The organism is Uruburuella suis, assembly GCF_022870845.1.
Classification (GTDB): Bacteria; Pseudomonadota; Gammaproteobacteria; order Burkholderiales; family Neisseriaceae; genus Neisseria; species Neisseria suis.
Genome location: NZ_CP091507.1, coordinates 2,512,342 through 2,535,585 on the forward strand (window position 1 = coordinate 2,512,342; position 23,244 = coordinate 2,535,585).

The following is a 23,244-nucleotide window of genomic DNA, read 5'->3' on the forward strand; positions in this document are numbered from 1 at the left end:
GACGGCGTGGCCGTGTGTGGATGAAATCGGTAAGGTTAATGAACTGGGAAGGTCCATGATGCGTGCCTGCGCGGTGCAGGGCTTGAGTTGGAAACGGGGCGTATTTTACACCTTTCGGCCGGCCTTACCAATGCTTTATCGCCAGGGTCTGCTCACATTTCATCACGCGGCAATATTTTGGCTCAAAAACAAACAGGCCGTCTGAAACGTTCAGACGGCCTGTTGCCACAACTTTCATACAAGATTAAGCGTTGCCTTCGGTCACGCTTTGCTGATACATGGCTTCGAAATTAATCGGCGCCAACAGCACCGGCGGGAAGCCTGCGCGGGTGATGGTGGCCGACACGGCTTCACGCGCATAAGGGAACAAAATATTCGGGCAGGCCACAGCCAGCAAAAGCTGCATGTCTTCTTCCGGAATATGGGCCAAACGGAAAATGCCGCCTTGGGCCACTTCGTTTAAAAACATCACGCGGCCGTCTTCGAGCTTGGCGGTTACGGTTACGGTAACCGACACTTCATAAAATTCGTCTTCCAGTTTGGTGCTCTCGGTAGACACGCGCATATCTACTTCCGGCTCGCCCTGCTCCAGAAAAATCTTCGGCGCATGTGGCACTTCCAACGACATATCTTTCACATACAGCTTCTCGATGCTGAACACGGGTTGCAATTCTTCGCTCATAAAATTTCTTCCTGTTTAAAAGTTAGGCTGCGTCAACACAGCAAAAGGGAACAACATTCATTTCACATTATGGCATCAATCGCCCGCCAAAAGCGAGGCCAGCCCGCCCGCTCGGTGCAGGGCATACAAATCGGTGAAGCCGCCCACATGGGTTTGTCCGATAAAAATCTGCGGCACGCTGCGTTGGCCGCTAAGCGCCTGCATTTGGGCGTAATCCTGCGGATTTTTATCCACCCGGATTTCTTCGATTTCAGTCACGCCCTGAGATTTCAAAAACTGCTTGGCCATGGTGCAATAAGGGCAAAACGGGCCGCTATACATTTTAACCGGCTGCATGGATTAAATCCTGCCATTAATATTATTGCGCCGATATGGGGATAAACGGCCGCTTTTGCAATAGCCGGAGGCGCAAACCGGCAAACGCTGCGCAAGCGTATATAATAAGCGCACGCCGCACCGCAGGCCGTCTGAAAAGCCGCATCGTTTCAGACGGCCTCATCCTACTCTTTCTTAAAACTACGCTTTCTTAAAACTTATCAGGTTTATCAACCATGAAAACACTCGAACTTTATTTAGTGCGCCACGGCAAAACCGTGTTCAACACCACCGGCCGGCTGCAAGGCTGGAGCGATTCGCCACTCACGCCCGAAGGCTGCCAAGTGGCGGAAAACCTCGGCCGCGGGCTTGAGCAGCAGCGCATCACCTTCGATGCCGCTTTCAGCAGCACCAGCCCGCGCGCCGTCGACACCGCCCGGCTGATTTTAAACCACAGCGGCCAAGCCGGCCTGCCGCTGGTTTCATTGCCCGATTTGCGCGAATATTGCTTCGGCGGCTTTGAAGGCGAGTTAACACACATTGTGCACGATAAAATCACCGCTTATCGCGGCCTGCCCAGCACCGAAAACTGGCTCGCCGCCTACCGCCACGGCGAGCGCAACCTGATTGCCGAGAGTGTGCACGCGCTCGACCCTTTGGGGCTGGCCGAAACCGAAGCCCAATTCAGCGCCCGCCTGCAACAAGGCTTGGATGAATTAATCGCACGCACACCGCACAACGGGCGCGCGCTGTTGGTGTCGCACGGCATCGCCATCACCACCATTTTAAAAATGATTGATGCGCAAAGCATCCTCTATCAAAGCGTGCCCAACGCTTCGGTGAGCCGCCTGCACCATCAAAACGGCATGTGGGTGATTCAATCCATAGGTGATACTTCATTCAGTTTGCTTTAGCTTGTTTACCACACTCCGGCACGCACCACCGCCCCGCTATACTCACCGCCACAAAATGGCGGTTTTTTTGTTTAAATATAAACAAATTCTAATAAATTCGATTTATTTATTAAAATATCATATAAAATTTTAAATATCGTAAAATATTGGAACTTAATGCCATTCAATTAAAACGATAAAAATATTCACTATATAAACAATAAATTATATTCTTTAAGTTTATTTAATATTCATTTGCAATGTAAATTTTTTGACATTATGATGAACTTACAACACGGCTAACGCCCTGCTGAAGTAACTAAAAACAACATTAATGATACATAAATTATAATTACATATCATACTAAATAAAACATTATCGGGCTCAGACTTTATCCAATTTGATTATCAAATCCCAAGGAGCTTATCATGAGTCAGCACAAACATATCCACCCCGCGCCGGTTTCCGCCGGCCGCCAAATCGCCACCGCATTAGCGTTGGCCGGCTTGGCTTCTTTTTCACTGCCGGCCATTGCTGCTGATTACGTCGGCATCAACGATCTTGGCGCAAGCCGTGACAATCAGGACGGCAGCGGTGCAAGCGGCAGCTATGCCACCTCCATCGGCACTTGGACAAAAGCCAGCGGCTTGGCTTCCACCGCCGTAGGCTCTCGTGCCAATGCCGGCGCAGAATCCGCTGTGGCCATTGGCGCATCCGCCGACGCAACCGGTTCAGCTGCAATCGCACTCGGCGAGGAATCAGCTGCTTCAGCCAATGCCGACACCGCTATCGGTCGTAAATCAAAAGCCACCGGCGGGCAAAGCACAGCCATAGGTTCTGGCGCAGCCGCTTCCGGTAATTTATCTTCAGCAATTGGCGCAGGCTCGACAGCCAGCGGCATCAGATCATTGGCCTCCGGCTCCGGTGCTTCTGCTACGGCCGGCTCGGCAACCGCCATCGGCACCGAAGCACAAGCTACTGCAACCTCTGCCACAGGCGTGGGTGCCAAGGCGCAAGCCACAGCAATTTCATCTTCCGCTTATGGTTATAATTCAACCGCCAGCGCCACTTATGCCACCGCCCTCGGCAACAAGGCGACTGCCAGCGGCACTGCCAGCACGGCTGTTGGTTCGGAAGCCAATGCCGGCGGAAAATATTCTTCTGCCTTTGGTGAATATTCCAATGCCGCAGGTGATGCCAGCGTTGCCATCGGCGCACAATCGAGCGCCGCCAGCAACCAATCGGTTGCCATCGGCCGTAACGCCAAAGCCACAGACGAAAATTCCGTAGCCTTGGGCGCCAACTCTGCCACAGCCGCCGCAGTGGGCACCTCTTCAGCCACCGTTAACGGCATCACCTACGGCGGCTTTGCCGGCGCCGCACCTGTGGGCACCGTGAGCGTGGGCGACACCGGCGCCGAGCGCACCATCACCAACGTGGCTGCCGGCCGCATCACATCGACCAGCACCGATGCTATCAACGGCAGCCAGCTTTACCAAGTAGCCAACCAAATCGACAACAACTCCACCCAAATCAACAACATCAATAACCGCATTGATGATATGGACAAAGACTTGCGCGCCGGTATTGCAGGTGCCACCGCCATTGCCTTCTTGCAACGCCCCAACGAAGCGGGCAAAAGCATGGTTTCCGCCGCAGTGGGTGGCTACCGTGGCGAGCAGGCACTGGCTTTGGGCTATGCCACCAATTCCGACAACAACAAATGGTCCACCAAAGTCGGCTTGGGCATCGACACCCAGAAAAACATCAACTGGGGCGGCAGCGTAGGCTATCAGTGGTAAACGCCCGATAAGGCCGTCTGAAAGCTTCAGACGGCCGCACCATCCCGCAACTCATCAATATCAATAAGGACAAGCACATATGAAACCATCAAAAATTATGCTGCCGCTTGTGGCGGCGCTGGCCTTGGCTGCCTGCGGCAATTTGAGCAAAGTGACCAAAGAGGGCACCACCGACAACCCCATCTGGCCTGATGCTGAAAAAACCACTTTGCGCCACAGCGGCACCCAAAACGGCTCATGGCCCAACTGGGACAACGTGCGCACCATCGAAGCGGGTATGAACAAAGATCAAATCTACGAATTGATCGGCCGCCCGCATTTCAACGAAGGCCTCTATGGCGTGCGCGAATGGAATTATGTGTTTCACTATCGTGAAGCCGGCGAAATCAAAACCTGTCAATACAAAATCCTGTTTGACAAACACATGAACGCCCAAACCTTCCATTGGCTGCCCGAAGGCTGCGCCCCGCGTCCGCAAGAGCCGCAACGCGAAGTGATTATCCGCGAAGTGGTGGCCTCGCCCAAGCCCATCCGCCAATAATGCACAGCGGCAAAACCCTTTGGATTACCCTGATCAGCCTGAGCCTTTGCGCTCAGGCTTTTGGCGCTGATCCGCGCAAGCGCAAAGCGGTGGTCGACACCAAAAAAGCCGAATTGTGCCTAGAAGAGCGCTGTTATCCCGTGCTGGTCGGCAAAGACACCCCCAAAGGCACGTTCGACCTCAACATCGTCAAAACCGACCGGCGCGGCTACGGCGGCGATGTGATGAGCTTTAAAGAAGATGCAAAATACCTCTACGCCATCCACCGCGTGTGGACGCTCAAGCCCGAAGAGCGCCGGCTCGAGCGCATCGCCTCGCCCAACGCGGCCGACCGCTACATCACCCACGGCTGCATCAACGTGACCGACGATGTGTATGAAAAGCTCAAATCTTATTTTGTGGTAGAAATCCGCTAAACCCAGCCCATGCCGATATATTGCGCATGGGTTTTTATTGCCCGCAGCAAACGGCGCAAGTTTTCAGACGGCCTCTTGACATATCCTTTATAATCTTGAATATCCCATTATTTTTTTCAGACGGCCTGCCAAGCATATGCCGTCTGAACCCTATTTGAGAACACTATGAAATTTATCGACGAAGCCAAAATCGAAGTGGTGGCGGGCAAAGGCGGCAACGGTGCCGTGAGCTTCCGCCGTGAAAAATTCGTGCCCCGCGGCGGCCCCGACGGCGGCGACGGCGGCAAAGGCGGCAGCGTGTGGGCCGTGGCCGACGAAAACATCAACACCTTGGTGGAATACCGTTTCGTGAAGCGCTATCAAGCCAAAAACGGCGAAAAAGGCCACGGCGGCGACCGCTACGGCAAAGGTGCCGACGACATCGAATTGCACATGCCCGTGGGCACGCTGATCCGCGATATCGACACCGAAGAAACCGTGGCCGACCTCACCGCCCACGGCCAGCGCGTGTGCCTAGCCAAAGGCGGCAGAGGCGGCATGGGCAACATCCATTTCAAATCCTCGGTCAACCGCGCACCCAAACACGCCACACCCGGCGAAGAGGGCGAAACACGCGCCTTGCAGCTCGAATTGAAAGTGCTGGCCGATGTCGGCCTGCTCGGCATGCCCAATGCCGGCAAATCCACCCTGATTAGCGCCGTGTCTGCCGCGCGCCCCAAAATCGCCAATTACCCCTTCACCACCCTGCACCCCAACCTCGGCGTGGTGCGCATGGATGAAAACCACAGCTTCGTGATGGCCGACATTCCCGGCCTCATCGAAGGCGCAGCAGAAGGCGCCGGCCTCGGCCACCGCTTTTTAAAACACCTCTCGCGCACCGGCCTGCTGTTGCACGTGGTGGATTTGGCCCCGTTTGACGAAGCCGTGAGCCCCGCCGACGAAGCCTTGGCGATTGTGCACGAATTGCGCAAATACGATGAAGAGCTGTTTGACAAACCGCGCTGGCTCGTGCTCAACAAGCTCGATATGCTCAGCGAAGAAGAAGCCCAAGCGCGCGCGGCGGCCTTTCTCGAAGCCATCGGCTGGGATTATCCCGCCCCCGACGACCGCTTCGAATTCGACATGATCACCCCGCGCGTGTTTAAAATCAGCGCGCTCGCCCACCAAGGCACGCAAGCTTTGGTGCAGCAAATCAGCCAATACCTCACCGAGAAAAAACGCCTCACCGCCGAAGCCGATGCCGCCGCTAAAGCCGCACAAACCGCTGTGCCGGCCGATGAAGTGAAAACCGACACTTCCGTGTTTAAAGCCGAATAAGGCCGTCTGCAACCGCACGCATTTGCCGGATTCGGCACAACCGACAAGAAAGGCCGTCTGAAATGAAAACCGCCCTCGCCGCCTTCATCGCCGCCACCGCGCTTAGCGCTTGTGCTGCGCCGTCTGAACCCACACTTGGCGGCGACCGCGATGCCCACGGCTGCATCGGCTCCGCCGGCTACAGCTGGTCTGCACTCAAACAAACATGCGTGCAAGCGTGGCAAGCAGCAGATTTGAAGCTTGACGACCCCGCCAACTCCACATTGGCCGTGTATGTGATTTTTTCCGAAGACAAAGCCCAAGCCGAAATCTTCGCCGCCGATGTGCCGCAAAACACCTTGCTCGAAGCGGTGAAAGGCGGTTATGCCTCGCGCGACGGCAAAGTGCGCCTGATGCGTGAAAACCAACAATGGCGCTTGATAAAATAATTGAATCAGGCCGTCTGAAACGTTTCAGACGGCCTCCCGCACAACCCCGATGAAATGAAAACACGATGTCGCTAACCGTTTACAACACCCTCACCCGCCAAAAAGAAACCTTCGTTCCGCTCAACCCCGAAAACGTGCGCATGTATGTGTGCGGCATGACGGTTTACGATTATTGCCACCTCGGCCACGCCCGCGTGATGGTGGTGTTTGACATGATTGCCCGCTGGCTGCGCCAAAGCGGCCATCCGCTCACTTATGTGCGCAACATCACCGATATCGACGACAAAATCATCGCCCGCGCCGCTGAAAACGGCGAAACCATCGGCGAATTGACCACGCGTTTTATTGCCGCCATGCATGAAGACGCCGATGCGCTGGGCGTGATCCGCCCCGATGTCGAGCCCAAAGCCACCGAACATGTGGCGCAGATGATTGCCATGATTGAGCGGCTGATTGCCAACGGCAAAGCTTATGCGGCTGAAAACGGCGATGTGTATTACGCCGTGCGCGAATTTCCCGCCTATGGCCAATTATCGGGCAAATCGCTGGATGATTTGCGCGCGGGCGAGCGCGTGGAAGTGGATTCATTTAAGCGCGACCCGCTCGATTTCGTGCTCTGGAAAGCGGCCAAGCCCAATGAAGCCGATTTCTGGCCCAGCCCGTGGGGCAACGGCCGCCCCGGCTGGCACATCGAATGCTCGGCCATGGGCGAACAATTATTCGGCGACACCTTCGATATCCACGGCGGCGGCGCCGATTTGCAGTTTCCGCACCATGAAAACGAAATCGCGCAAAGCTGCGGCGCGCAAGGGCATTGCCACACGCACGAGGTAAACGGCAAGCTGATTGACAGCCATGTGAAATATTGGCTGCACAACGGCTTTATCCGCGTGGACAACGAAAAAATGTCCAAATCGCTGGGCAATTTCTTCACCATCCGCGAAGTGTTGCAGAAATACGATGCCGAAGTGGTGCGCTTCTTTATTCTGCGCGCGCATTACCGCAGCCCGCTCAATTATTCCGATGCGCATTTGGATGATGCCAAAGGCGCACTCACCCGCCTCTACACCGCCCTGAAAAACACCCCGCCGGCCGAATTTGATTTAAGCAACGATGCCAACGATTACACCCGCCGCTTCTTCGCCGCCATGAACGATGATTTCGGCACCGTCGAAGCCGTGGCCGTGTTGTTTGAATTGGCGCTCGAAGTCAACAAAACCGGCGATGCCCATCTGGCCGGCTGCCTCAAAACGCTGGCCGGCATCATCGGCCTGCTGCAACGCGATCCGGCTGAATTTCTGCAAGGCAGCGCGGCTTCAGACGGCCTCACCAACGCAGCAATCGATGCCTTAATCGAGCAGCGCAAACAAGCGCGCGCCGATAAAAACTGGGCCGAATCCGACCGCATCCGCGATGTGCTCAACGCCGAAAACATCATTCTCGAAGACGGCGCAGGCGGCACCACCTGGCGGCGCGGCTGAGCCTAGGGTCTGTTCACACTTCATCACAATGTGAACAGACCCTAGCAACAGGCCGTCTGAAAGCCGGCAGCCTGAAAAGCTTACACGCTTGACAGCACAACCTTTTTTTGGCAAAATAGCCAGCTTGCCTAAGCACTAGGCCTTTGAAGCACAGGCAAAACCCCTGTGCCCGCTAACCGAAAGGAAACATCATGAAACAAGGTATTCACCCCAACTACCACGAAATCACCGTAACTTGCTCTTGCGGCAACAAATTCACCACCAAATCTGCGATGGAAAAAGAAACGTTCACCATCGAGGTGTGCTCTGAATGCCATCCGTTTTACACCGGCCAACAAAAAATCGTTGACAGCACCGGCCGCGTGGACAAGTTCAACCAAAAATTCGGCAATATGTTCAAACGCTAATCGGCAAACATTTGCTCAAAAAGGCTGCTTCGGCAGCCTTTTTTTATGGCTTTTGCAAAGGCCGTCTGAAAACTTTTCAGACGGCCTTTCTGTGGTGAAATCAAAGAAAACTGATACAAAAATAATATCCATTCAAAAAATAAGCTTACCAAACGACAAGCCATACCAAATAGGTAGGTTGGGTTGTAAACCCAACAAATCTACAAGCCGTCTGAAACGTTGGATTTATCAACCCAATCTACGAGTTGCCTGTTTGTATATTATTTTTTAGCGGGTAGATTGGATTGTAAACCCAACAAATCCACAAGCCGTCTGAAACGCTGGGTTGATCAACCCAATCTACGCAGATGGTGCGGTCGAACGGCTTTTATTTATTGGGCAAGGTTAATTTTTTAGGATGGGCATCAGACAGCCTCTCTATTACCCCAGGACGTCCTGACAACTCGATTTACGGGTGTATTTCGCCCCTGAAAACGCATCTGCCGCGTTAAAAAGCCTCGCAAGGTGTCCAACCTTGCTGCGTTTTTTGCCTTGCATCTGCATTTTCAGGAACAAAATCCTCCTCATAAACGAATTGTCAGGACGCCCAGCCCGCCGCTAAACCTCTTGCGGATCCACATCCACCGACCATCTGATTTTATGCGCGCGCGCCTGCGCCAGCGCCTGCCCCCACAAGGCGAGCGCATGGTGCAGATCTTTGCGCGAAGGCGCTTCCAAAAATAATTGTGCGCGCTCGCGCTCGGCCAGACGCACCATCAACATGGGCGCAGGGCCCATTTGCACCACGCTTTCGGGCAATTGCGCGGCCACGCTTTCTTTTATTTCCTGCAAAAACTGCATGGCGGCGCGGATATCGAGGGCATCGGCGCGTATGGCCGCCTGAAAACCGAAAGGCGGCAGGCCGAAAAGGCGGCGCTCGGCCAGCTCGGCATCGGCAAAGCGGCGGTAATCCTGCGCTTTGATGGCGGCAAACACGCCATGATCGGGCAGCTGGGTTTGTATCAACACCCTGCCCGGCGCATCGGCGCGGCCGGCACGGCCGGACACCTGCATCAATTCAGCAAACAGCCGCTCCGGCGCACGGAAATCGGCGCTATAAAGGCTGCCGTCGGCATTGAGCACCACCACCAGATTGAGCCGCGCAAAATCGTGGCCTTTGGCCAGCATTTGCGTGCCCACCAAAATATCGATTTCATCGGCGCCGATGCGTTGATACAAAGCCGCCCAATCGTTTTTATGCGCGGTGCTGTCGCGATCCACGCGCTCGATACGCGCCTTCGGCAGCATGGTGCGCAAGGTTTCTTCCACACGCTGCGTGCCCTGCCCCACAGCGGTTAAATCCTGATTGCCACAATCGGGGCATTTATAAGGCACGGCTTGGCGGTAGTCGCAATGATGGCAGCGCAATTGCCGCGCGCGCCGGTGCAGCACCATTTTTGCCGAGCAGCGCGGGCAGCCGAAAGTGTGGCCGCAGTCGCTGCAAAAAAGCGCGGGCGAAAAGCCGCGCCGATTGAGATACACCAGCGACATGCCGCCCTGCTTGAAATTGTCTTGCAATAATTTCAGCGCCGGCTCGGAAAAGCCGTTATCGAGCGGCAGGCGGCGCACATCCAGCACATCCACTTGCGGCAGCGCGGCGGCGGCGCGGGCGCGCGCGCCCAATTCGAGCAGGGTATAAGCGCCGCTTTGCGCTTTGTGCCAGCTCTCGAGGCTGGGCGTGGCGCTGCCCAGCACAATCGGGCAAGCGGCCTGCTGCGCGCGCCACACGGCCAAATCGCGGGCTTGGTAGCGCAATTCGTTTTCCTGCTTGAACGAGCCGTCGTGCTCTTCATCCACTACAATCAGCCCCACATCGGCCAGCGGCGTAAACACGGCCAGCCGCGTGCCGATAATCAATTTTGCCTGGCCGAGCATGGCGCGCAGATAATCCTGCGTGCGTGCACCGGCGGCGGTTTGGCTGTGCAGCACGGCGGTGGGCACATCGGCAAAACGCGCCTGCACGCGCTTGAGCAGCTGCGGCGTGAGGTTGATTTCGGGCAGCAAAAAAAGCACCTGCCGCCCCTCGGCCAGCACCTTGGCCACGGCATCGAAATACACTTCGGTTTTGCCGCTGCCGGTGATGCCGTAGAGCAAAAACGGCTGAAAGCGCCCGAATGCGGCCTGAATGTGCGCTGATGCGGCCTGCTGCTGCTCATTTAAAATGTGTTCAGACGGCCTCAACACCGGCAAGGCGGCGGCATCTGCGTTTATCCACGCTTGCGCCTGCCATTGCCCGATAAGCTTGGGCGCTTGCGGGTTGATTTTTTTGAGCGCGGCCATGCTCAGGCTGCCGCCGCACAGCGCCTGCCACAACGCATATTGTTTGCGGTGGCGCTCTGGCGGTGCGTTCAGACGGCCTGCTTCGGTTAAACTGTAAAATAAGGGCGGCTCGGGCAGCGCAACGGGGCGGGCTTCGCGCAAACCCTGCGGCAGCGCCGCGGCCACCGCTTGGCCGAGCGGATAATGATAATAGCGGGCGGCAAAAGCCAACAGCCGCCGCCAGGCTTCGGGCAACGGCGGCTCATCGGCAAACACGGCTTGCAGCGGCAGGATTTTGGCGGGGTCGATATCGGGTGTAATGCCGCTCTGCCACACAATGCCGGCCACGGTTTTGTTGACAAAGCGCACCGCCACCCGCGTGCCGGCGCTTAAGGCTTCGGGGTGGGCATAAGTGAGCAGGCCGCCGGCCAGCGGCACATTGAGGGCGATATGGTGGTAAATCATGCGTGCATTATAGCCGACATTTCCAGCAGGCCGTCTGAAACAGAAACGGATTTTCAGACGGCCTATCGACATCGCACCCAACCTCAAAAACAAGCAAGCAAAGGCTGCAAACAGCACACCGCATAAACAACACGGCAAAACAAAGAACGCTTCAGCTTGTTTTTAGGTTTAACTATTGATTCGGCAATTAAATATTGAACATTTTCAGATGCCGGCAAACAAGCCTTTGGCTTGTTGCCCTCTCCCTAGCCCTCTCCCACGGGAGAGGGAACAGGTTTCTGCTGCGGGCAAGAGGATCTGAATATTCAATAATTAGTTGCCGTATCTATAAACACATTGCCCTTCAAATTTACCAAGCAGGCCGTCTGAAACCCAATATTCAGACGGCCTTTCACATTTAAACGTTACAATCGGGTTGTTTTTCGGCATAATGCTTTCTTTAAGTTTTGTAAACCATTTGTTTCAGACGGCCTGTGTTTTATGCTGCCTGAAAAGAAAGATGTGTATGTCTGCCAAAACCCCGTCGCTTTTGGGCGGCGCGCTGATTATCGCCGGCACCGTGATTGGTGCCGGCATGTTTGCCAACCCCACCGCCACTTCGGGCGTGTGGTTTGCCGGCTCGCTGGCAGTGCTGCTCTACACTTGGTTTTCCATGCTCTCCGGCGGCCTGATGCTGCTGGAGGTCAATACCCATTATCCGCACGGTGCGAGCTTCGACACCTTAGTGAAAGATTTGCTCGGCCAAGGCTGGAATATCGTCAACGGCATTGCGGTGGCGTTTGTGCTTTATTTGCTCACTTATGCCTATATTTTCGTGGGCGGCGATCTCACCGCTAAAGGATTGGGCAATCTGCTCGGCAGCGAAGTGGGGTTGCCGGCCGGGCAATTGGTGTTTTTTGTGGTGCTGGCATTTTGCGTGTGGGCGTCCACCCGCTTGGTCGACCGACTCACCAGTATTTTAATCGGCGGCATGATTATCAGCTTTTTCTGGGCCACCGGCGGCCTGCTCACGCATGTGCAGCTGCCGGTGTTGTTGGACACACAAGCCGCCGAGGGCACACGTTATTGGATTTATCTGGCCGCGGCGCTGCCGGTGTGTTTGGCTTCATTCGGCTTTCACGGCAATGTATCCAGTCTGCTGAAATATTTCAACGGCGATGCGCCCAAAGTGGCGCGCGCGCTGTGGGTAGGCACGCTGATGGCGCTGGTGATTTATGTGCTGTGGCAGCTGGCGATTCAAGGCAACCTGCCGCGCCACGCGTTTGCGCCGGTGATTGCGGCCGAGGGGCAGGTTTCTGTGTTGATTGAGAGTCTGTCGGCTTTCGTGCCCACCGGCAGCATGGCCACGGTGTTGTCGTTTTTTGCCTATTTGGCGATTGCCACTTCGTTTTTAGGCGTGACGCTGGGCTTGTTCGACTATCTGGCCGATGTGTTTAAATGGGACGATTCCACCACCGGACGCAGCAAAACCGCCGCGCTCACCTTTCTGCCGCCGCTCGTGGCCTGCCTGCTTTTCCCCACCGGCTTTGTGACCGCCATCGGCTACGTGGGCTTGGCCGCCGCCGTATGGACCGCGCTCACCCCGGCCATGCTGCTCTATAAAGCACGCAAAAAATTTCCGCAAAGCCACGGCTATCGCGTGTATGGCGGCTTATGGCTGGTGGTGTGGGTGTTTGCCTTCGGCCTCATCAACATTGCCGCGCAGATATTGAGCCAACTGGAAAAAGTGCCGGTGTTTAAAGGCTGAAGCTTGCACAATTCGGCAGCATTCAAACAGGCCGTCTGAAACATTGTGTTCAGACGGCCTGTTTACTTTGCCTATATTGTCATTGACCCACAAGCAAAAATAGTGCTTAATTAAAGAACAATAATTTTTTAATTTCAAGGAGATAGAAATGAAACTTATCCCAACCGCCGCCCTGCTGCTCGTCCTCGCCGCACCCGCCTTCGCTGCGAGCCCTGTCAAAACCCTGCCCGGCGACATCACGCTGGCGCAAGCGCAAGCCGTGGTGCGCTCGGCGCAAGCCAAGGCCGAAGCCATCAAAGTGCCGATGAATATCGCCGTAGTGGATGCCGGCGGCAACCTGAAAGCCTTCGCCCGCATGGACGATGCCTTTTTGGGCAGCATCGACATTGCCGAGCGCAAAGCCCGCACCGCCCGCTATTTCAATATGTCCACCCGCGCCCTGGGCAAGGCCGCCCAGCCCGGCCGGCCGCTCTACGGCATTGAAGCCACCAACGGCGGCTTGGTGATTTTCGCCGGCGGTGTGTTGCTGTTGGATAAAAAAGGCACCATCGTCGGCAGCGTGGGCGTGAGCGGCGGTTCGGTGGATGAAGACGAAGATGTGGCCAACGCCGGTGCCGCAGCTTTATTGCGCTGAAGGCAAGCAATGCGCACAACAGGCCGTCTGAAGGGTTTCAGACGGCCTGTTGTGCGTTATGTGTGTGCACCATGCGTACGATTACGCTTTGTTTTGACAAAGCTAATCGTACCTACGTTTGCTACGTTTTTTGCGGCGTCATCGTACGCATGAATGCCTACGCTTGTATAAAACTTGAGGCCGTCTGAATGCTTTTCAGACGGCCTCAAGTTTGCACATCAATCTTACTTAATGATCCAAATAAAGGTAATTTTTCCAGCTGTTCATCCGCAGCAAAATCTTGCGCATCATGGCCAAATGATGGGCATGCTCGGTATAAACCGCTGCTTCTGCCGTGGTGCCGAAAGGCAGGTGATAAGCAGAAACATCTTCTTTCAGCTTGAGCTGCACCATGGTGCGCGCCGAGCTGTCAATAAATTTCTGCGTGTATAAAATGCCATTGGGCTGCACTTCGTGCTCGCCTATGGTCGGCAACACGCCCACCACTTCCGCTTTAAACACTTTGCCCGGAATGGCCGGGAAAATCAGCTCCGCTTCATCGCCCGCTTTGAGACGCAGCAGGGAATTTTGGCGGAAGGCAGCCACATACATTCTGTCTTGCTGGTGCACAAACGTCATCAGCGGGCGCAGCGGCAAGGTGCTGGTCATCATGCCTTCTTTTAAGAAGTTTTGCGTGATATAGCCATCGGTAGGCGCGCGCACAACGGTGGAATCGAGCTCAAACTGTGCTTGGCGCAATGCGGCTTCTTTGGCGGCCACGCTGGTGTGCACGCCGTTAATAGCAGAGCCGTAGCTGCTTTGGGCTTTTTGCACATTGGCGGTGCTGGCTTCCACATTGGCCTTGGCAGCCAAGTATTCTCGGTTGGCAATATCAACATCCGACTGCGTTACCGCACCGGTGCCGGAGAGGGCGCGGTAGCGCTCGTATTCTTGGCCTCTTTGTTTCAAGCGCACACGGGCTTCTTCCAAAGAAGACTTGGCCGCGCTCAAGTCGGCGCTCAGCGAAGCCAGCCCTTGATCGGCAGCCGCCAGCTCGGCCTTGCGCATATCCACAGCCGCCTGAAAAGGCTCGGGGTCGATTTTGAATAAAACTTCACCTTTTTTAATCAATTGGTCGGCACGAGTGGGCGTAACCTCGATAATCCGCCCGCGCAAATCGGCCAACACCGGGGTGATGACATAATATTGCGTGGTGAGCTTGGTGTGCGGATGATTGTAGTTCATAAACAACAGCATCGACAGCAGCAACACCACGCCGCCCAAAATCGCCGTGGGCACGCTCCATTTGGTGAGCGGGATTTTAAACAGCTTGAAAATGCCCACGCAAACAGAGGCATAAATCACTAAAATCATTAATTCCATTATATGCTTCCTTCGTTTTTCTGCTCTTGTGTGCTGTTGCTGTTGTTAATCTCAGATTGAGCGTGAAGTCGGGTGGAAAGCGCTTGCAGCTCTTGGTTTAAACGAGCCACTTCGGCTTCGAGCTTGCGGGTGCTTTCCTTTAATTCGGGCACTTGGTCGGCCAGCGCGCCCAGCTTTTGCATGGATTGGCTCTCTTTTTGGTGGTTGCCGTTGCCCCAGCCGTTTTCCTTATGCCAAAGCGTGGCCCAAATCCACAGAAAAGGCCAAATCACATGCAGAGTAAACAAACTCACCCAGCCGGCATAATGAATGGCTTCCAAATGCGGATGGTTGCGTTTTTTGGCGATCTCATAAGGAATATCGTGAATGGCGATCACACCATAAAAAATCGCTAGGCTCGCAAAAACCAGAAAGAAAAGTGCCAGATAGTCTAAAAACATATCATTCTCTTGAGTCAAACATAAAAAATGCCATGCCTAATTTAGGAATATGGCATGACCTTATTATTTAAAAATATCGGATAAACGCGTATTACCAGCCTTATATCAATTCAAAAAAGTAAGCTAACAAGGCGGCGAGCCGCAGACAGTACAACTAGTACGGCAAGGCGAGACAACGAAGTTAGGTTATTTTTTTGGATTGGTATTATCCAAACTTTGCAAACCTTGCATTGTAATCTATATCAAATAAAAATAAAATTTTTCCCTATTCTCTTTATCTAAAAAACTGTTTATAACTGCTCATCCTTGCCGGTTTGTGTCATAAAAGCGCACATAAAAAGCCGCCCGAAGGCGGCTTTCCATTGTCTGCAACGTTTAATCCAAATTGCCCAACACAATGCGCAACATGCGGCGCAGCGGCTCGGCCGCACCCCACAAAAGCTGGTCGCCCACGGTGAAGGCGCTGATGTATTCGCCGCCCATGCCCATTTTGCGGATGCGCCCCACCGGCACGCTGAGGGTGCCGGTTACTTTGGCCGGGGTGAGCTCATGAATGCTGGCCTCTTTTTCATTGGGCACCACTTTCACCCAATCGTTGGCAGAGGCCAAAATGCGCTCGATTTCCGCCACCGGCAAATCCTGTTTCAATTTCAGAGTCAGCGCCTGGCTGTGGCAGCGCATGGCGCCCACACGCACGCACAAGCCGTCCACCACCATCGGGTTGGCGCTGCGGCCGAGGATTTTATTGGTTTCCACGCCGCCTTTCCATTCTTCTTTGGATTGGCCGTTGCCCAAATCGGCATCGATCCACGGAATCAGGCTGCCGGCCAAAGGCACGCCGAATTGCGCTTGCGGATAGGCATCGCTGCGCAAGAAATCCGACACTTTGCGGTCGATATTCAAAATCGCGCTGGCCGGATCGGCCAATTCAGCGGCCACTTGGCTGTGCACCGCGCCCATGCCTTCAATCAATTCGCGCATGTTTTTGGCACCGGCGCCGGAAGCTGCTTGATAAGTCATGCTGGTGGCCCATTCCACCAAATCGTTTTGAAACAGGCCGCCCAAAGCCATCAGCATCAACGACACCGTGCAGTTGCCGCCGATATAGTTTTTCACGCCGTTTTTCAGGGCATCATCAATCACGCTGCGGTTAACCGGATCCAACACAATCACCGCATCATCGTTCATGCGCAGCGATGAAGCGGCATCAATCCAATAGCCTGCCCAGCCGGCATCACGCAAGGGTTGAAACACCGATTTGGTGTAGTCGCCGCCCTGGCAGGTAACGATAATATCCATCTTGGCCAGCTCGACAATATTGTTGGCGTCCAACAAGGTTTTGGCGCTTTGGCCCAAATCGGGCGCTGCGCCGCCCACGTTGGAGGTGGTGAAAAACACCGCTTCCGGGATATGGGCAAAATCGTTTTCTTCCTGCATGCGCTGCATCAGCACAGAGCCGACCATGCCGCGCCAGCCTACAAACCCAACTTTCATTACATGCACTCCTTGAATTTCAGTGATACGGTTTTGTGAACAATTATGATATTAAGGAATGGTTTTAACGCCATGCGCCCGAAATGTAAAGTGCTTTATGGCGATTTCAAAAAATTTGTTGTAAATATTGCGCCGCAACCGATATTATCATGGCTCCCCTATCGGCTCTTTTGCAAAGGATTCAATATGAACAGCCACCTGCCCGCGGGACACACCACCCAAATCGATGTGGCGCCCGCCCGAGCCGGCAAACGCATTGCCGCTTATCTGATTAATGTTATTTTGACGATATTGGCTTATGTGCCTTTGTTGATAGCCATTGTTGTTTGGCCATCAAACAGCTACATTGAGCGGACACAAGGGCTGGAAGCATTGGCCGCTTCAGATTGGCTGATGCCCGGCTTGCTCATTGGCTTCTTGGTTTTGCTGGCCTATATCATCATCCAAGTGCGCATGATGAGCAAACACGGCCAATCGATCGGCAAAAAAATCATGCACATCCGCCTGCTGAAAACCGATGGCACCAACCCGGGCTTTTGGGGCGCGGTGATGCTGCGTGAAGTGGTGTATAACATTATGCTCGCCATCGCCGCCATGATTATCGGCTATGCGGTGGTGCTGCTGAGCGGCGCGCCGGCGGCCACGGCGGACGTGATCGCAAATGTGCTGACGCTGTCGGCCTCGCTGGCCTGCTTTGTTATGCTGTTCAACAAGCAAAAAAGCCGCCGCACCTTGCAAGACTATCTGGCCGGCACCGTGGTGGTGCAATTGCGCTGAAGCAGCGGCATGCAAATATTGGCCATCACATTCTCAAGCGCCGCCGTAAACCACCATCAAGGCTGCCTGAAACTGCATTGCGGCGAAACCAAACCGGCAGACACAAGCAGTTGCACTACGCAATTTTCCTTTTCCGCAACCATCAGCTACAGAGGCAAAAGGGAAGCCAATTTTCTCCAGTGTTGTGTCATCAAACTTAGCGAAAGGAAATGATGATGAAATCTCACCGTATCAAATTGGCCATTACCGGCTTTATCGCATTGATGGGCATCGCCACCGCCGCTTATGCACAATCGGCAGCCGAAATCGGCGCCATGCACAACAATTGCAATCACCCCAACTACCAAGGCGACCGCTCCCGCTGCGGTGGTGGTAATCGGGAGCCTGTTTATACCGAGGTTTGGGAAGATCGCTACGGTGCGATTGCGGTTGATCACGACACCGGTAATGCCGGCGTAATAGAGGCGCAAAAAAGCAAAAGACAAGCGGAGTCGATTGCGGTTAAAAACTGCGCGGCCAAGCCATGCAAAGTGGTTTCAAGCATACGTAATGGATGCCATGCCGTGGCTTGGGGTGGCGGATATAGCAATTATGGAAACGGTGTAGAAGAAGCACAAGCAATTACCCATGCAATGAAAATATGCGCAACCACCAGTAATAGCTGTGAAATTAAATACAGCGGCTGCAGCCTGCCTGTGCGGGTGAAATAATATAAGCTGGTGCTATGTGCATTAAAGCGCAGAGTAACTTAACAGTCTAAGCAAGCCAACTTTCTTTGGTGCTGTGTAATCAAGCTTAGCAAAAGGAAATGATGATAATGAAACCTCACTGTATCAAATTGGCCATCACCGCCTTTATCGCATTGATGGGCATCGCCACCGCCGCTTATGCACAATAATTGCAATCACCCCAACTACCAAGGCGACAAAATATACACAAGTCAAAAACATCAAAGGCCGTCTGAATCTTTTTCAGACGGCCTTTGATATCTATATATTTTGTTCAAATCGTAAATGCATAATCTTGCTGCTGCACATTGCCGATCAATGCCTCAATCTCTTCGGTGCACGCCACCACCAACGCGCCGGCCTGCTGCATGCTGAGCACCGCCTGCTGCTCTTGCACACTATCCAGCGTGCGGCAGGCTTCCAGATTCACAATCACGCGCCAAGGCCCATACCAACACAATTGCAACACCGTGGCCTGCACACAATATTCGGTAATCAGGCCGCCGATCAATATGATTTTGGCCTCTTTTTGCTTAAGCCATTCAATCAGCCCGGTGCTGATGTTTTCCGCCATATCATGAAAACACGCGCCAAAAGGGTGTGCCCCCTGCTCCAGGCCGATGTGTACCAAAAATTGATAGTCAACAGCATTGGGCAGATTGGGCAGGGTTTCAAAACCTTCCGTGCCCACAATCGCGTGGCTCACCCAATTTTCGGCCTGCTCAAGCGGCAGATGATCCGACTGCTGCGGCACAATCCATCCGGCATCCGGCACATGCGCATCTTTGGTCAGCACCCGAAAATCCGCCCATGAAGCCTGCCGGTTCAAATGAGGCACGATAGATAAAGCATCCGCCACCGGCACTTCATCCGGACACATTTCCGAAAAAGCCCGCTGGGGGTGCACATCGATTGCAACAATACTCATGGCTGCATGCTTTCTTTTCACCTGTTCAAAACACAGCAACAGCGCCTTGCCATGCCGTGATTAAAGATAATCGGTTAATATTACCGACAATCGGCATTGCCAGCAATACATTACTTTACATATTTTCTCATTTCCACTTTTCTATTGTGATAAAGCCAACACCCGCGCCATCCAACACCTTCACCTCCCCGCCGCCGTAAAATTTTATTTCCGATAAAAAATAAAATCTTATCCGGAAAAACACCGGCAAACCGGAAAACAACTTGCACATCACACCTATTTCTGTTTTAATACGCATCTTTCAAGGCATGGCCAGATAGCTCAGTCGGTAGAGCAACGGATTGAAAATCCGTGTGTCCCCAGTTCGATCCTGGGTCTGGCCACCACTAACCGCATTTTGCGGTTATTTTTTTGCCTGCAGAAATCTGCATAAATTCAAGGTCTGTTCACATTTCATCTCGCGGCGTATTGGCTCAAAAGCGCGGATGAATTGCGAACAGACCCTAGCAAACCCTTTATTCATCGTGCTTTCAGCCGATTTTATCTTAAACTTTGCTATCTATATTTATCTGCACCCATCTTATCAAATCGCCTGCAATTCACGGCATCTGCAAAAGCGTGGAAACGCCGCCCTACAACAATGAGATTGATACCCAGCCTCTGAATCAGCGCTAAATCCAAATGAAAAAGAGGGTTTTAAAAAACCAATAATGCAAAGGCCGTCTGAAGGTTTGCCCTCAAAACGGAAACGTGCGCTCAAAAATGCGCCTGCCGCGTTGAAAACGTGCGCAAGGTGTCCAACCTTGCTACGTTTTTTTGCCTTGCCCCTGCATTCTCAGAAACAAAATCCTCCTCACAAACGAATTGTCAGGACACCTTAGGCGGATTTGCCGCCACCAAGCTTATTTTGCGGTTATTTTTGCCCGAAACTTGTACACTGTGCCCATTTTCGCAGCCGTTGGCTCAGCCTTTTGAATTAATACCACATAAAACAATATCGAAATTGAGTAAATTTTATCGTTGTGGTTTAATGCTGTGCAAAGTTACCCTATAATGCAAGTCCTTATTCATATTTTCCAAATATGGCTTATCCTGCACACCCTTCGGCCATGCAGCCGGATCAGGATGCACCACCAACCAGGTTGATCACATGAGTGTCGGTTTATTGAGAGTATTGGTTCAAAGTCAGGTTATTGTGGGCAACCAGGCAGAACGCTACCAAAAAGCGCTAAACGAACATAAAAGCATCATGCCCATGTTGTTTGAAGAAGGCATCATCTCGCCCCGCGCTTTGGGCGAATTGCTGGCGCGCATGTTCAGCTATCCTTTGCTGGATTTGCGCCATTATCCGCGCGCCAATATTTTGCCCGACATTCTCACCGAAGAACAAATGCTGCAAAACCGCTGCATTCCGATTTTCAAGCGCGGCCGTAAAGTGTATTTGGCGGTGTCGGATCCCACTCAAATTCATAATTTCCAGAAAATTGCATTTAATTCCGGCGCATCCATCGATTTGGTGGTGGTGCGCGACGATCAATTAAGCACGCTTTTGGAATGGCTGGGGCAGCGCTCCACCACCATTTTGCAGGAAATCAGCAAAGAGCAGCAGGAACGCGCCCCCCAAGGCGGTGTGCTGTATGTTGATAATGAAGAAGCGGAAGACGGCCCGATCGCCCGCTTTATCCACAAAACCCTTTCCGATGCGCTCAATGCGGGCGCATCGGATATCCATTTTGAATTTTACGAGCAAATGGCGCGCGTGCGCTTCCGTGTGGACGGGCAATTGCGCGAAGTGGTGCAGCCGCCTGTGGCCGTGCGCGGGCAGCTGGCTTCGCGCATCAAGGTAATGGCGCGCCTCGATATTTCGGAAAAACGCATTCCGCAAGACGGCCGTATTCAAATCGCGTTCCACAAACACGGCCGCCCGATTGATTTCCGCGTCAGCACCTTGCCGACTTTGTTTGGCGAAAAAGTGGTGATGCGTATCCTCAATTCAGATGCGGGCTCGCTCAATATCGAGCAATTGGGCTTTGAGCCTTTTCAGAAAGAATTGCTGCTGGAAGCCATCCACCGCCCCTACGGCATGGTGCTGGTCACCGGCCCCACCGGCTCGGGCAAAACCGTTTCGCTCTATACCTGCCTGAATATTCTCAACACGGAAAACGTGAATATCGCCACCGCGGAAGACCCGGCCGAGATCAACCTGCCCGGCATCAACCAAGTAAACGTCAACGACAAACAAGGGCTCACCTTTGCTGCGGCCTTGCGCTCCTTTTTGCGCCAAGATCCCGACATTATCATGGTGGGCGAAATCCGCGATTTGGAAACGGCCGACATCGCCATCAAAGCTTCCCAAACCGGCCACATGGTGTTTTCAACGCTCCACACCAATAATGCGCCGGCCACTTTATCGCGCCTGCTCAACATGGGTGTGGCGCCTTTCAACATTGCCAGCTCGGTAAACCTGATTATGGCCCAGCGCTTATTGCGCCGATTATGCCCGGCCTGCAAAGCACCGGTCGAGCGCCCGCCGCTGCCCGCTTTGAAAAAAGCCGGCTTTTCCGATGAAGACTTGGCCAAAGAATGGACGCTCTACCGCCCCGTGGGCTGTGACAATTGTCGCGGCAAAGGTTATAAAGGCCGCGCCGGGGTGTATGAAGTGATGCCGGTTTCAGAAGAAATGCAACGCGTGATTATGAATAACGGCACCGAAGTGGACATTATGAATATGGCTTATCAAGAAGGCATGGTAGACTTGCGCCATGCCGGCTTGCTAAAGGTAATGCAGGGGCTTACCTCGCTGGAAGAAGTGCTGGCGCACACCAATGATTAAACAAGGCAAAATTAAATGAAAAAAAATAATGCAGGCGGATTGTTTGCAAACAAAAACAAGGGCAAACGTTTTAATTTCGAGGGCAAAAACACCGGCACCGACCAACTTGTGCGCGGCGAAGTGGTGGCCAAAGATGAAGAAGAAGCGCGCAAAAAACTGCAACGGCGCGGCATCAAACCTTTGCGCATCAGCAAGGTAAAAGCCACGCGCAAGCGGCGCATCACCCAAGCCGACATCACCGTGTTTACCCGCCAGCTCGCCACCATGATGAAAGCCGGCCTGCCGCTGATGCAGGCCTTTGAAATCGTGGCGCGCGGCCACTCCAACCCTTCTATGACGCAGATGCTGATGCAGGTGCGGAGCGATGTGGAGCAAGGCAGCTCGCTGGGCAAAGCTTTTTCCAAACACCCCAAATATTTCGACCGCTTCTATTGCAACCTGATTGCCGCCGGTGAGGCCGGCGGTGTATTGGAAGGCTTGCTCGACAAGCTGGCCGTTTATAAAGAAAAAACCCAAGCCATCAAGAAAAAAGTGAAAAGCGCGCTCACCTACCCCATTGCTATTATCGTGGTGGCCGTTGCGCTGGTGCTGGTGATGATGATGTTTGTGCTGCCCGCCTTTAAAGAGGTTTACAGCAATATGGGCGCCGAATTGCCCAAGCTCACCCAAATTATTATGGGCTTTTCCGACTTTTTCGTCAGCAACGGCTGGATGTTTATCATCGGCATGGTCACCACTTGCGTGGTGCTGTATAAATGGCACCAACGCTCGCCCGCCTTTCAAAAGCGCGTGGATGCAGGTTTGCTGCGGCTGCCGATTTTCGGCTCTATCGTGCGCAAAGCCACCATTGCCCGCTGGGCGCGCACCACGGCCACGCTGTTTGCCGCCGGCGTGCCGCTGGTGGAAGCACTGGAATCGGTGGCCGGCGCATCGGGCAATATTCTGTATGAAGAAGCCACTTACGATATCCGCGCCAAAGTTACCCAAGGTTTATCGCTCACATCGAGCATGCAAAACACCGAATTATTCCCCAATATGGTTTTGCAGATGGCCGCCATCGGCGAAGAATCCGGCTCGCTGGACGATATGCTCAATAAAGCCGCCGAATTTTATGAAGACGAAGTGGATAATGCCGTGTCGCAGCTCTCCTCTTTGATGGAGCCGATTATCATGGTGGTGCTCGGCTCGATTATCGGCGTGATTCTGGTGGCCATGTATCTGCCCTTGTTCAACCTCGGCAGCGTGGTGGGCTGAT

General features: G+C 53.7%; 21 protein-coding genes and 1 tRNA gene. 15 read left to right on the top strand and 7 right to left on the bottom strand.

Annotated elements, in window-relative coordinates; all coding sequences use genetic code 11:
• Nucleotides 1-244 precede the first annotated feature (244 nt).
• Complete coding sequence (gene secB, locus LVJ78_RS11535; RefSeq protein WP_132953477.1) at nucleotides 245-682, bottom strand: protein-export chaperone SecB; 438 nt, start codon at nucleotides 680-682, stop codon at nucleotides 245-247.
• Between the two features lie 75 nt (nucleotides 683-757).
• Nucleotides 758-1,018, bottom strand: a complete 261-nt coding sequence (grxC, locus tag LVJ78_RS11540) for a glutaredoxin 3 (protein WP_132953478.1) — start codon at nucleotides 1,016-1,018, stop codon at nucleotides 758-760.
• 215 nt (nucleotides 1,019-1,233) lie between these two features.
• Here grxC and LVJ78_RS11545 point away from each other — a divergent pair, with 215 nt between their 5' ends.
• From LVJ78_RS11545 to rpmE, 8 genes are all read left to right on the top strand, one after another.
• Nucleotides 1,234-1,911 carry a histidine phosphatase family protein gene (locus LVJ78_RS11545; RefSeq protein WP_132953479.1) on the top strand — a complete coding sequence of 226 codons (678 nt, stop codon included), beginning with the start codon at nucleotides 1,234-1,236 and terminating at the stop codon, nucleotides 1,909-1,911.
• A 408-nt stretch (nucleotides 1,912-2,319) separates the two neighbouring features.
• The gene (locus tag LVJ78_RS11550) at nucleotides 2,320-3,693 is read left to right on the top strand and encodes a YadA family autotransporter adhesin (protein WP_132953480.1); all 1,374 of its coding nucleotides are present in this window, start codon (nucleotides 2,320-2,322) and stop codon (nucleotides 3,691-3,693) included.
• Nucleotides 3,694-3,772: 79 nt separating this feature from the next.
• Nucleotides 3,773-4,234, top strand: coding sequence for an outer membrane protein assembly factor BamE (locus tag LVJ78_RS11555; protein ID WP_132953481.1), 462 nt, complete (start codon nucleotides 3,773-3,775; stop codon nucleotides 4,232-4,234).
• Entirely contained in the window at nucleotides 4,234-4,650 is a 417-nt protein-coding gene (locus LVJ78_RS11560) for a L,D-transpeptidase family protein (protein ID WP_132953482.1), read from the top strand. Before LVJ78_RS11555 ends, LVJ78_RS11560 begins: the two co-directional genes overlap by 1 nt.
• A gap of 165 nt (nucleotides 4,651-4,815) precedes the next feature.
• Nucleotides 4,816-5,967 (top strand): GTPase ObgE, encoded by a 1,152-nt coding sequence (obgE, locus tag LVJ78_RS11565; RefSeq protein WP_132953483.1) that lies wholly within the window; start codon nucleotides 4,816-4,818, stop codon nucleotides 5,965-5,967.
• Between the two features lie 62 nt (nucleotides 5,968-6,029).
• Complete coding sequence (locus LVJ78_RS11570) at nucleotides 6,030-6,395, top strand: hypothetical protein (protein WP_132953484.1); 366 nt, start codon at nucleotides 6,030-6,032, stop codon at nucleotides 6,393-6,395.
• 65 nt (nucleotides 6,396-6,460) lie between these two features.
• Nucleotides 6,461-7,876, top strand: coding sequence for a cysteine--tRNA ligase (gene cysS, locus LVJ78_RS11575; protein ID WP_132953485.1), 1,416 nt, complete (start codon nucleotides 6,461-6,463; stop codon nucleotides 7,874-7,876).
• 191 nt (nucleotides 7,877-8,067) lie between these two features.
• Nucleotides 8,068-8,283, top strand: a complete 216-nt coding sequence (rpmE, locus tag LVJ78_RS11580) for a 50S ribosomal protein L31 (protein WP_132953486.1) — start codon at nucleotides 8,068-8,070, stop codon at nucleotides 8,281-8,283.
• Nucleotides 8,284-8,880: 597 nt separating this feature from the next.
• Here the strand turns inward: rpmE and LVJ78_RS11585 are convergent.
• Nucleotides 8,881-11,046, bottom strand: a complete 2,166-nt coding sequence (locus tag LVJ78_RS11585; RefSeq protein WP_132953487.1) for a primosomal protein N' — start codon at nucleotides 11,044-11,046, stop codon at nucleotides 8,881-8,883.
• A gap of 505 nt (nucleotides 11,047-11,551) precedes the next feature.
• Here LVJ78_RS11585 and LVJ78_RS11590 point away from each other — a divergent pair.
• A complete protein-coding gene (locus LVJ78_RS11590) occupies nucleotides 11,552-12,793 on the top strand; it encodes an aromatic amino acid transporter (RefSeq protein ID WP_132953488.1) in 1,242 nt (413 codons plus the stop codon).
• Nucleotides 12,794-12,941: 148 nt separating this feature from the next.
• Nucleotides 12,942-13,427, top strand: coding sequence for a GlcG/HbpS family heme-binding protein (locus LVJ78_RS11595; protein ID WP_132953489.1), 486 nt, complete (start codon nucleotides 12,942-12,944; stop codon nucleotides 13,425-13,427).
• Nucleotides 13,428-13,655: 228 nt separating this feature from the next.
• Here LVJ78_RS11595 and LVJ78_RS11600 read toward each other — a convergent pair whose 3' ends face one another.
• The 3 genes from LVJ78_RS11600 to asd form a co-directional block, all read right to left on the bottom strand.
• Complete coding sequence (locus LVJ78_RS11600; RefSeq protein ID WP_132953490.1) at nucleotides 13,656-14,789, bottom strand: HlyD family secretion protein; 1,134 nt, start codon at nucleotides 14,787-14,789, stop codon at nucleotides 13,656-13,658.
• On the bottom strand, nucleotides 14,789-15,229 hold the full coding sequence (locus LVJ78_RS12505; RefSeq protein ID WP_132953491.1) for a DUF3302 domain-containing protein: 441 nt from the start codon (nucleotides 15,227-15,229) through the stop codon (nucleotides 14,789-14,791). Before LVJ78_RS12505 ends, LVJ78_RS11600 begins: the two co-directional genes overlap by 1 nt.
• Before the next feature lie 375 nt (nucleotides 15,230-15,604).
• Entirely contained in the window at nucleotides 15,605-16,723 is a 1,119-nt protein-coding gene (gene asd, locus LVJ78_RS11610) for an aspartate-semialdehyde dehydrogenase (RefSeq protein WP_132953492.1), read from the bottom strand.
• 186 nt (nucleotides 16,724-16,909) lie between these two features.
• Between asd and LVJ78_RS11615 the strand changes: the two genes are divergently transcribed.
• Nucleotides 16,910-17,500 carry an RDD family protein gene (locus LVJ78_RS11615; RefSeq protein WP_165870901.1) on the top strand — a complete coding sequence of 197 codons (591 nt, stop codon included), beginning with the start codon at nucleotides 16,910-16,912 and terminating at the stop codon, nucleotides 17,498-17,500.
• A 209-nt stretch (nucleotides 17,501-17,709) separates the two neighbouring features.
• Nucleotides 17,710-18,210 carry a DUF4189 domain-containing protein gene (locus LVJ78_RS11620; RefSeq protein WP_132953494.1) on the top strand — a complete coding sequence of 167 codons (501 nt, stop codon included), beginning with the start codon at nucleotides 17,710-17,712 and terminating at the stop codon, nucleotides 18,208-18,210.
• A 292-nt stretch (nucleotides 18,211-18,502) separates the two neighbouring features.
• Here LVJ78_RS11620 and LVJ78_RS11625 read toward each other — a convergent pair whose 3' ends face one another.
• Nucleotides 18,503-19,156 (bottom strand): isochorismatase family protein, encoded by a 654-nt coding sequence (locus tag LVJ78_RS11625; RefSeq protein WP_132953495.1) that lies wholly within the window; start codon nucleotides 19,154-19,156, stop codon nucleotides 18,503-18,505.
• A gap of 310 nt (nucleotides 19,157-19,466) precedes the next feature.
• Here LVJ78_RS11625 and LVJ78_RS11630 point away from each other — a divergent pair.
• The 3 genes from LVJ78_RS11630 (at nucleotide 19,467) to LVJ78_RS11640 (ending at nucleotide 23,243) form a co-directional block, all read left to right on the top strand.
• Nucleotides 19,467-19,542, top strand: a tRNA-Phe gene (locus tag LVJ78_RS11630).
• 764 nt (nucleotides 19,543-20,306) lie between these two features.
• Nucleotides 20,307-21,989 (top strand): type IV-A pilus assembly ATPase PilB, encoded by a 1,683-nt coding sequence (pilB, locus tag LVJ78_RS11635; protein ID WP_132953496.1) that lies wholly within the window; start codon nucleotides 20,307-20,309, stop codon nucleotides 21,987-21,989.
• Nucleotides 21,990-22,004: 15 nt separating this feature from the next.
• A complete protein-coding gene (locus LVJ78_RS11640; protein WP_132953497.1) occupies nucleotides 22,005-23,243 on the top strand; it encodes a type II secretion system F family protein in 1,239 nt (412 codons plus the stop codon).
• Nucleotide 23,244 lies beyond the last annotated feature (1 nt).

Excerpts from the sequence above, each read along its gene's own strand:
- LVJ78_RS11545 (WP_132953479.1), top strand. The coding sequence starts at position 1,234 with ATGAAAACACTCGAACTTTATTTAGTGCGCCACGGCAAAACCGTGTTC.
- LVJ78_RS11585 (WP_132953487.1), bottom strand. The coding sequence starts at position 11,046 with ATGATTTACCACCATATCGCCCTCAATGTGCCGCTGGCCGGCGGCCTG.
- grxC (WP_132953478.1), bottom strand. The coding sequence starts at position 1,018 with ATGCAGCCGGTTAAAATGTATAGCGGCCCGTTTTGCCCTTATTGCACC.
- LVJ78_RS12505 (WP_132953491.1), bottom strand. The coding sequence starts at position 15,229 with ATGTTTTTAGACTATCTGGCACTTTTCTTTCTGGTTTTTGCGAGCCTA.
- LVJ78_RS11615 (WP_165870901.1), top strand. The coding sequence starts at position 16,910 with ATGAACAGCCACCTGCCCGCGGGACACACCACCCAAATCGATGTGGCG.
- LVJ78_RS11600 (WP_132953490.1), bottom strand. The coding sequence starts at position 14,789 with ATGGAATTAATGATTTTAGTGATTTATGCCTCTGTTTGCGTGGGCATT.
- LVJ78_RS11625 (WP_132953495.1), bottom strand. The coding sequence starts at position 19,156 with ATGAGTATTGTTGCAATCGATGTGCACCCCCAGCGGGCTTTTTCGGAA.
- LVJ78_RS11640 (WP_132953497.1), top strand. The coding sequence starts at position 22,005 with ATGAAAAAAAATAATGCAGGCGGATTGTTTGCAAACAAAAACAAGGGC.
- secB (WP_132953477.1), bottom strand. The coding sequence starts at position 682 with ATGAGCGAAGAATTGCAACCCGTGTTCAGCATCGAGAAGCTGTATGTG.
- cysS (WP_132953485.1), top strand. The coding sequence starts at position 6,461 with ATGTCGCTAACCGTTTACAACACCCTCACCCGCCAAAAAGAAACCTTC.
- LVJ78_RS11590 (WP_132953488.1), top strand. The coding sequence starts at position 11,552 with ATGTCTGCCAAAACCCCGTCGCTTTTGGGCGGCGCGCTGATTATCGCC.
- rpmE (WP_132953486.1), top strand. The coding sequence starts at position 8,068 with ATGAAACAAGGTATTCACCCCAACTACCACGAAATCACCGTAACTTGC.
- obgE (WP_132953483.1), top strand. The coding sequence starts at position 4,816 with ATGAAATTTATCGACGAAGCCAAAATCGAAGTGGTGGCGGGCAAAGGC.
- LVJ78_RS11555 (WP_132953481.1), top strand. The coding sequence starts at position 3,773 with ATGAAACCATCAAAAATTATGCTGCCGCTTGTGGCGGCGCTGGCCTTG.
- LVJ78_RS11620 (WP_132953494.1), top strand. The coding sequence starts at position 17,710 with ATGATGATGAAATCTCACCGTATCAAATTGGCCATTACCGGCTTTATC.
- pilB (WP_132953496.1), top strand. The coding sequence starts at position 20,307 with ATGAGTGTCGGTTTATTGAGAGTATTGGTTCAAAGTCAGGTTATTGTG.
- LVJ78_RS11560 (WP_132953482.1), top strand. The coding sequence starts at position 4,234 with ATGCACAGCGGCAAAACCCTTTGGATTACCCTGATCAGCCTGAGCCTT.
- asd (WP_132953492.1), bottom strand. The coding sequence starts at position 16,723 with ATGAAAGTTGGGTTTGTAGGCTGGCGCGGCATGGTCGGCTCTGTGCTG.
- LVJ78_RS11570 (WP_132953484.1), top strand. The coding sequence starts at position 6,030 with ATGAAAACCGCCCTCGCCGCCTTCATCGCCGCCACCGCGCTTAGCGCT.
- LVJ78_RS11550 (WP_132953480.1), top strand. The coding sequence starts at position 2,320 with ATGAGTCAGCACAAACATATCCACCCCGCGCCGGTTTCCGCCGGCCGC.
- LVJ78_RS11595 (WP_132953489.1), top strand. The coding sequence starts at position 12,942 with ATGAAACTTATCCCAACCGCCGCCCTGCTGCTCGTCCTCGCCGCACCC.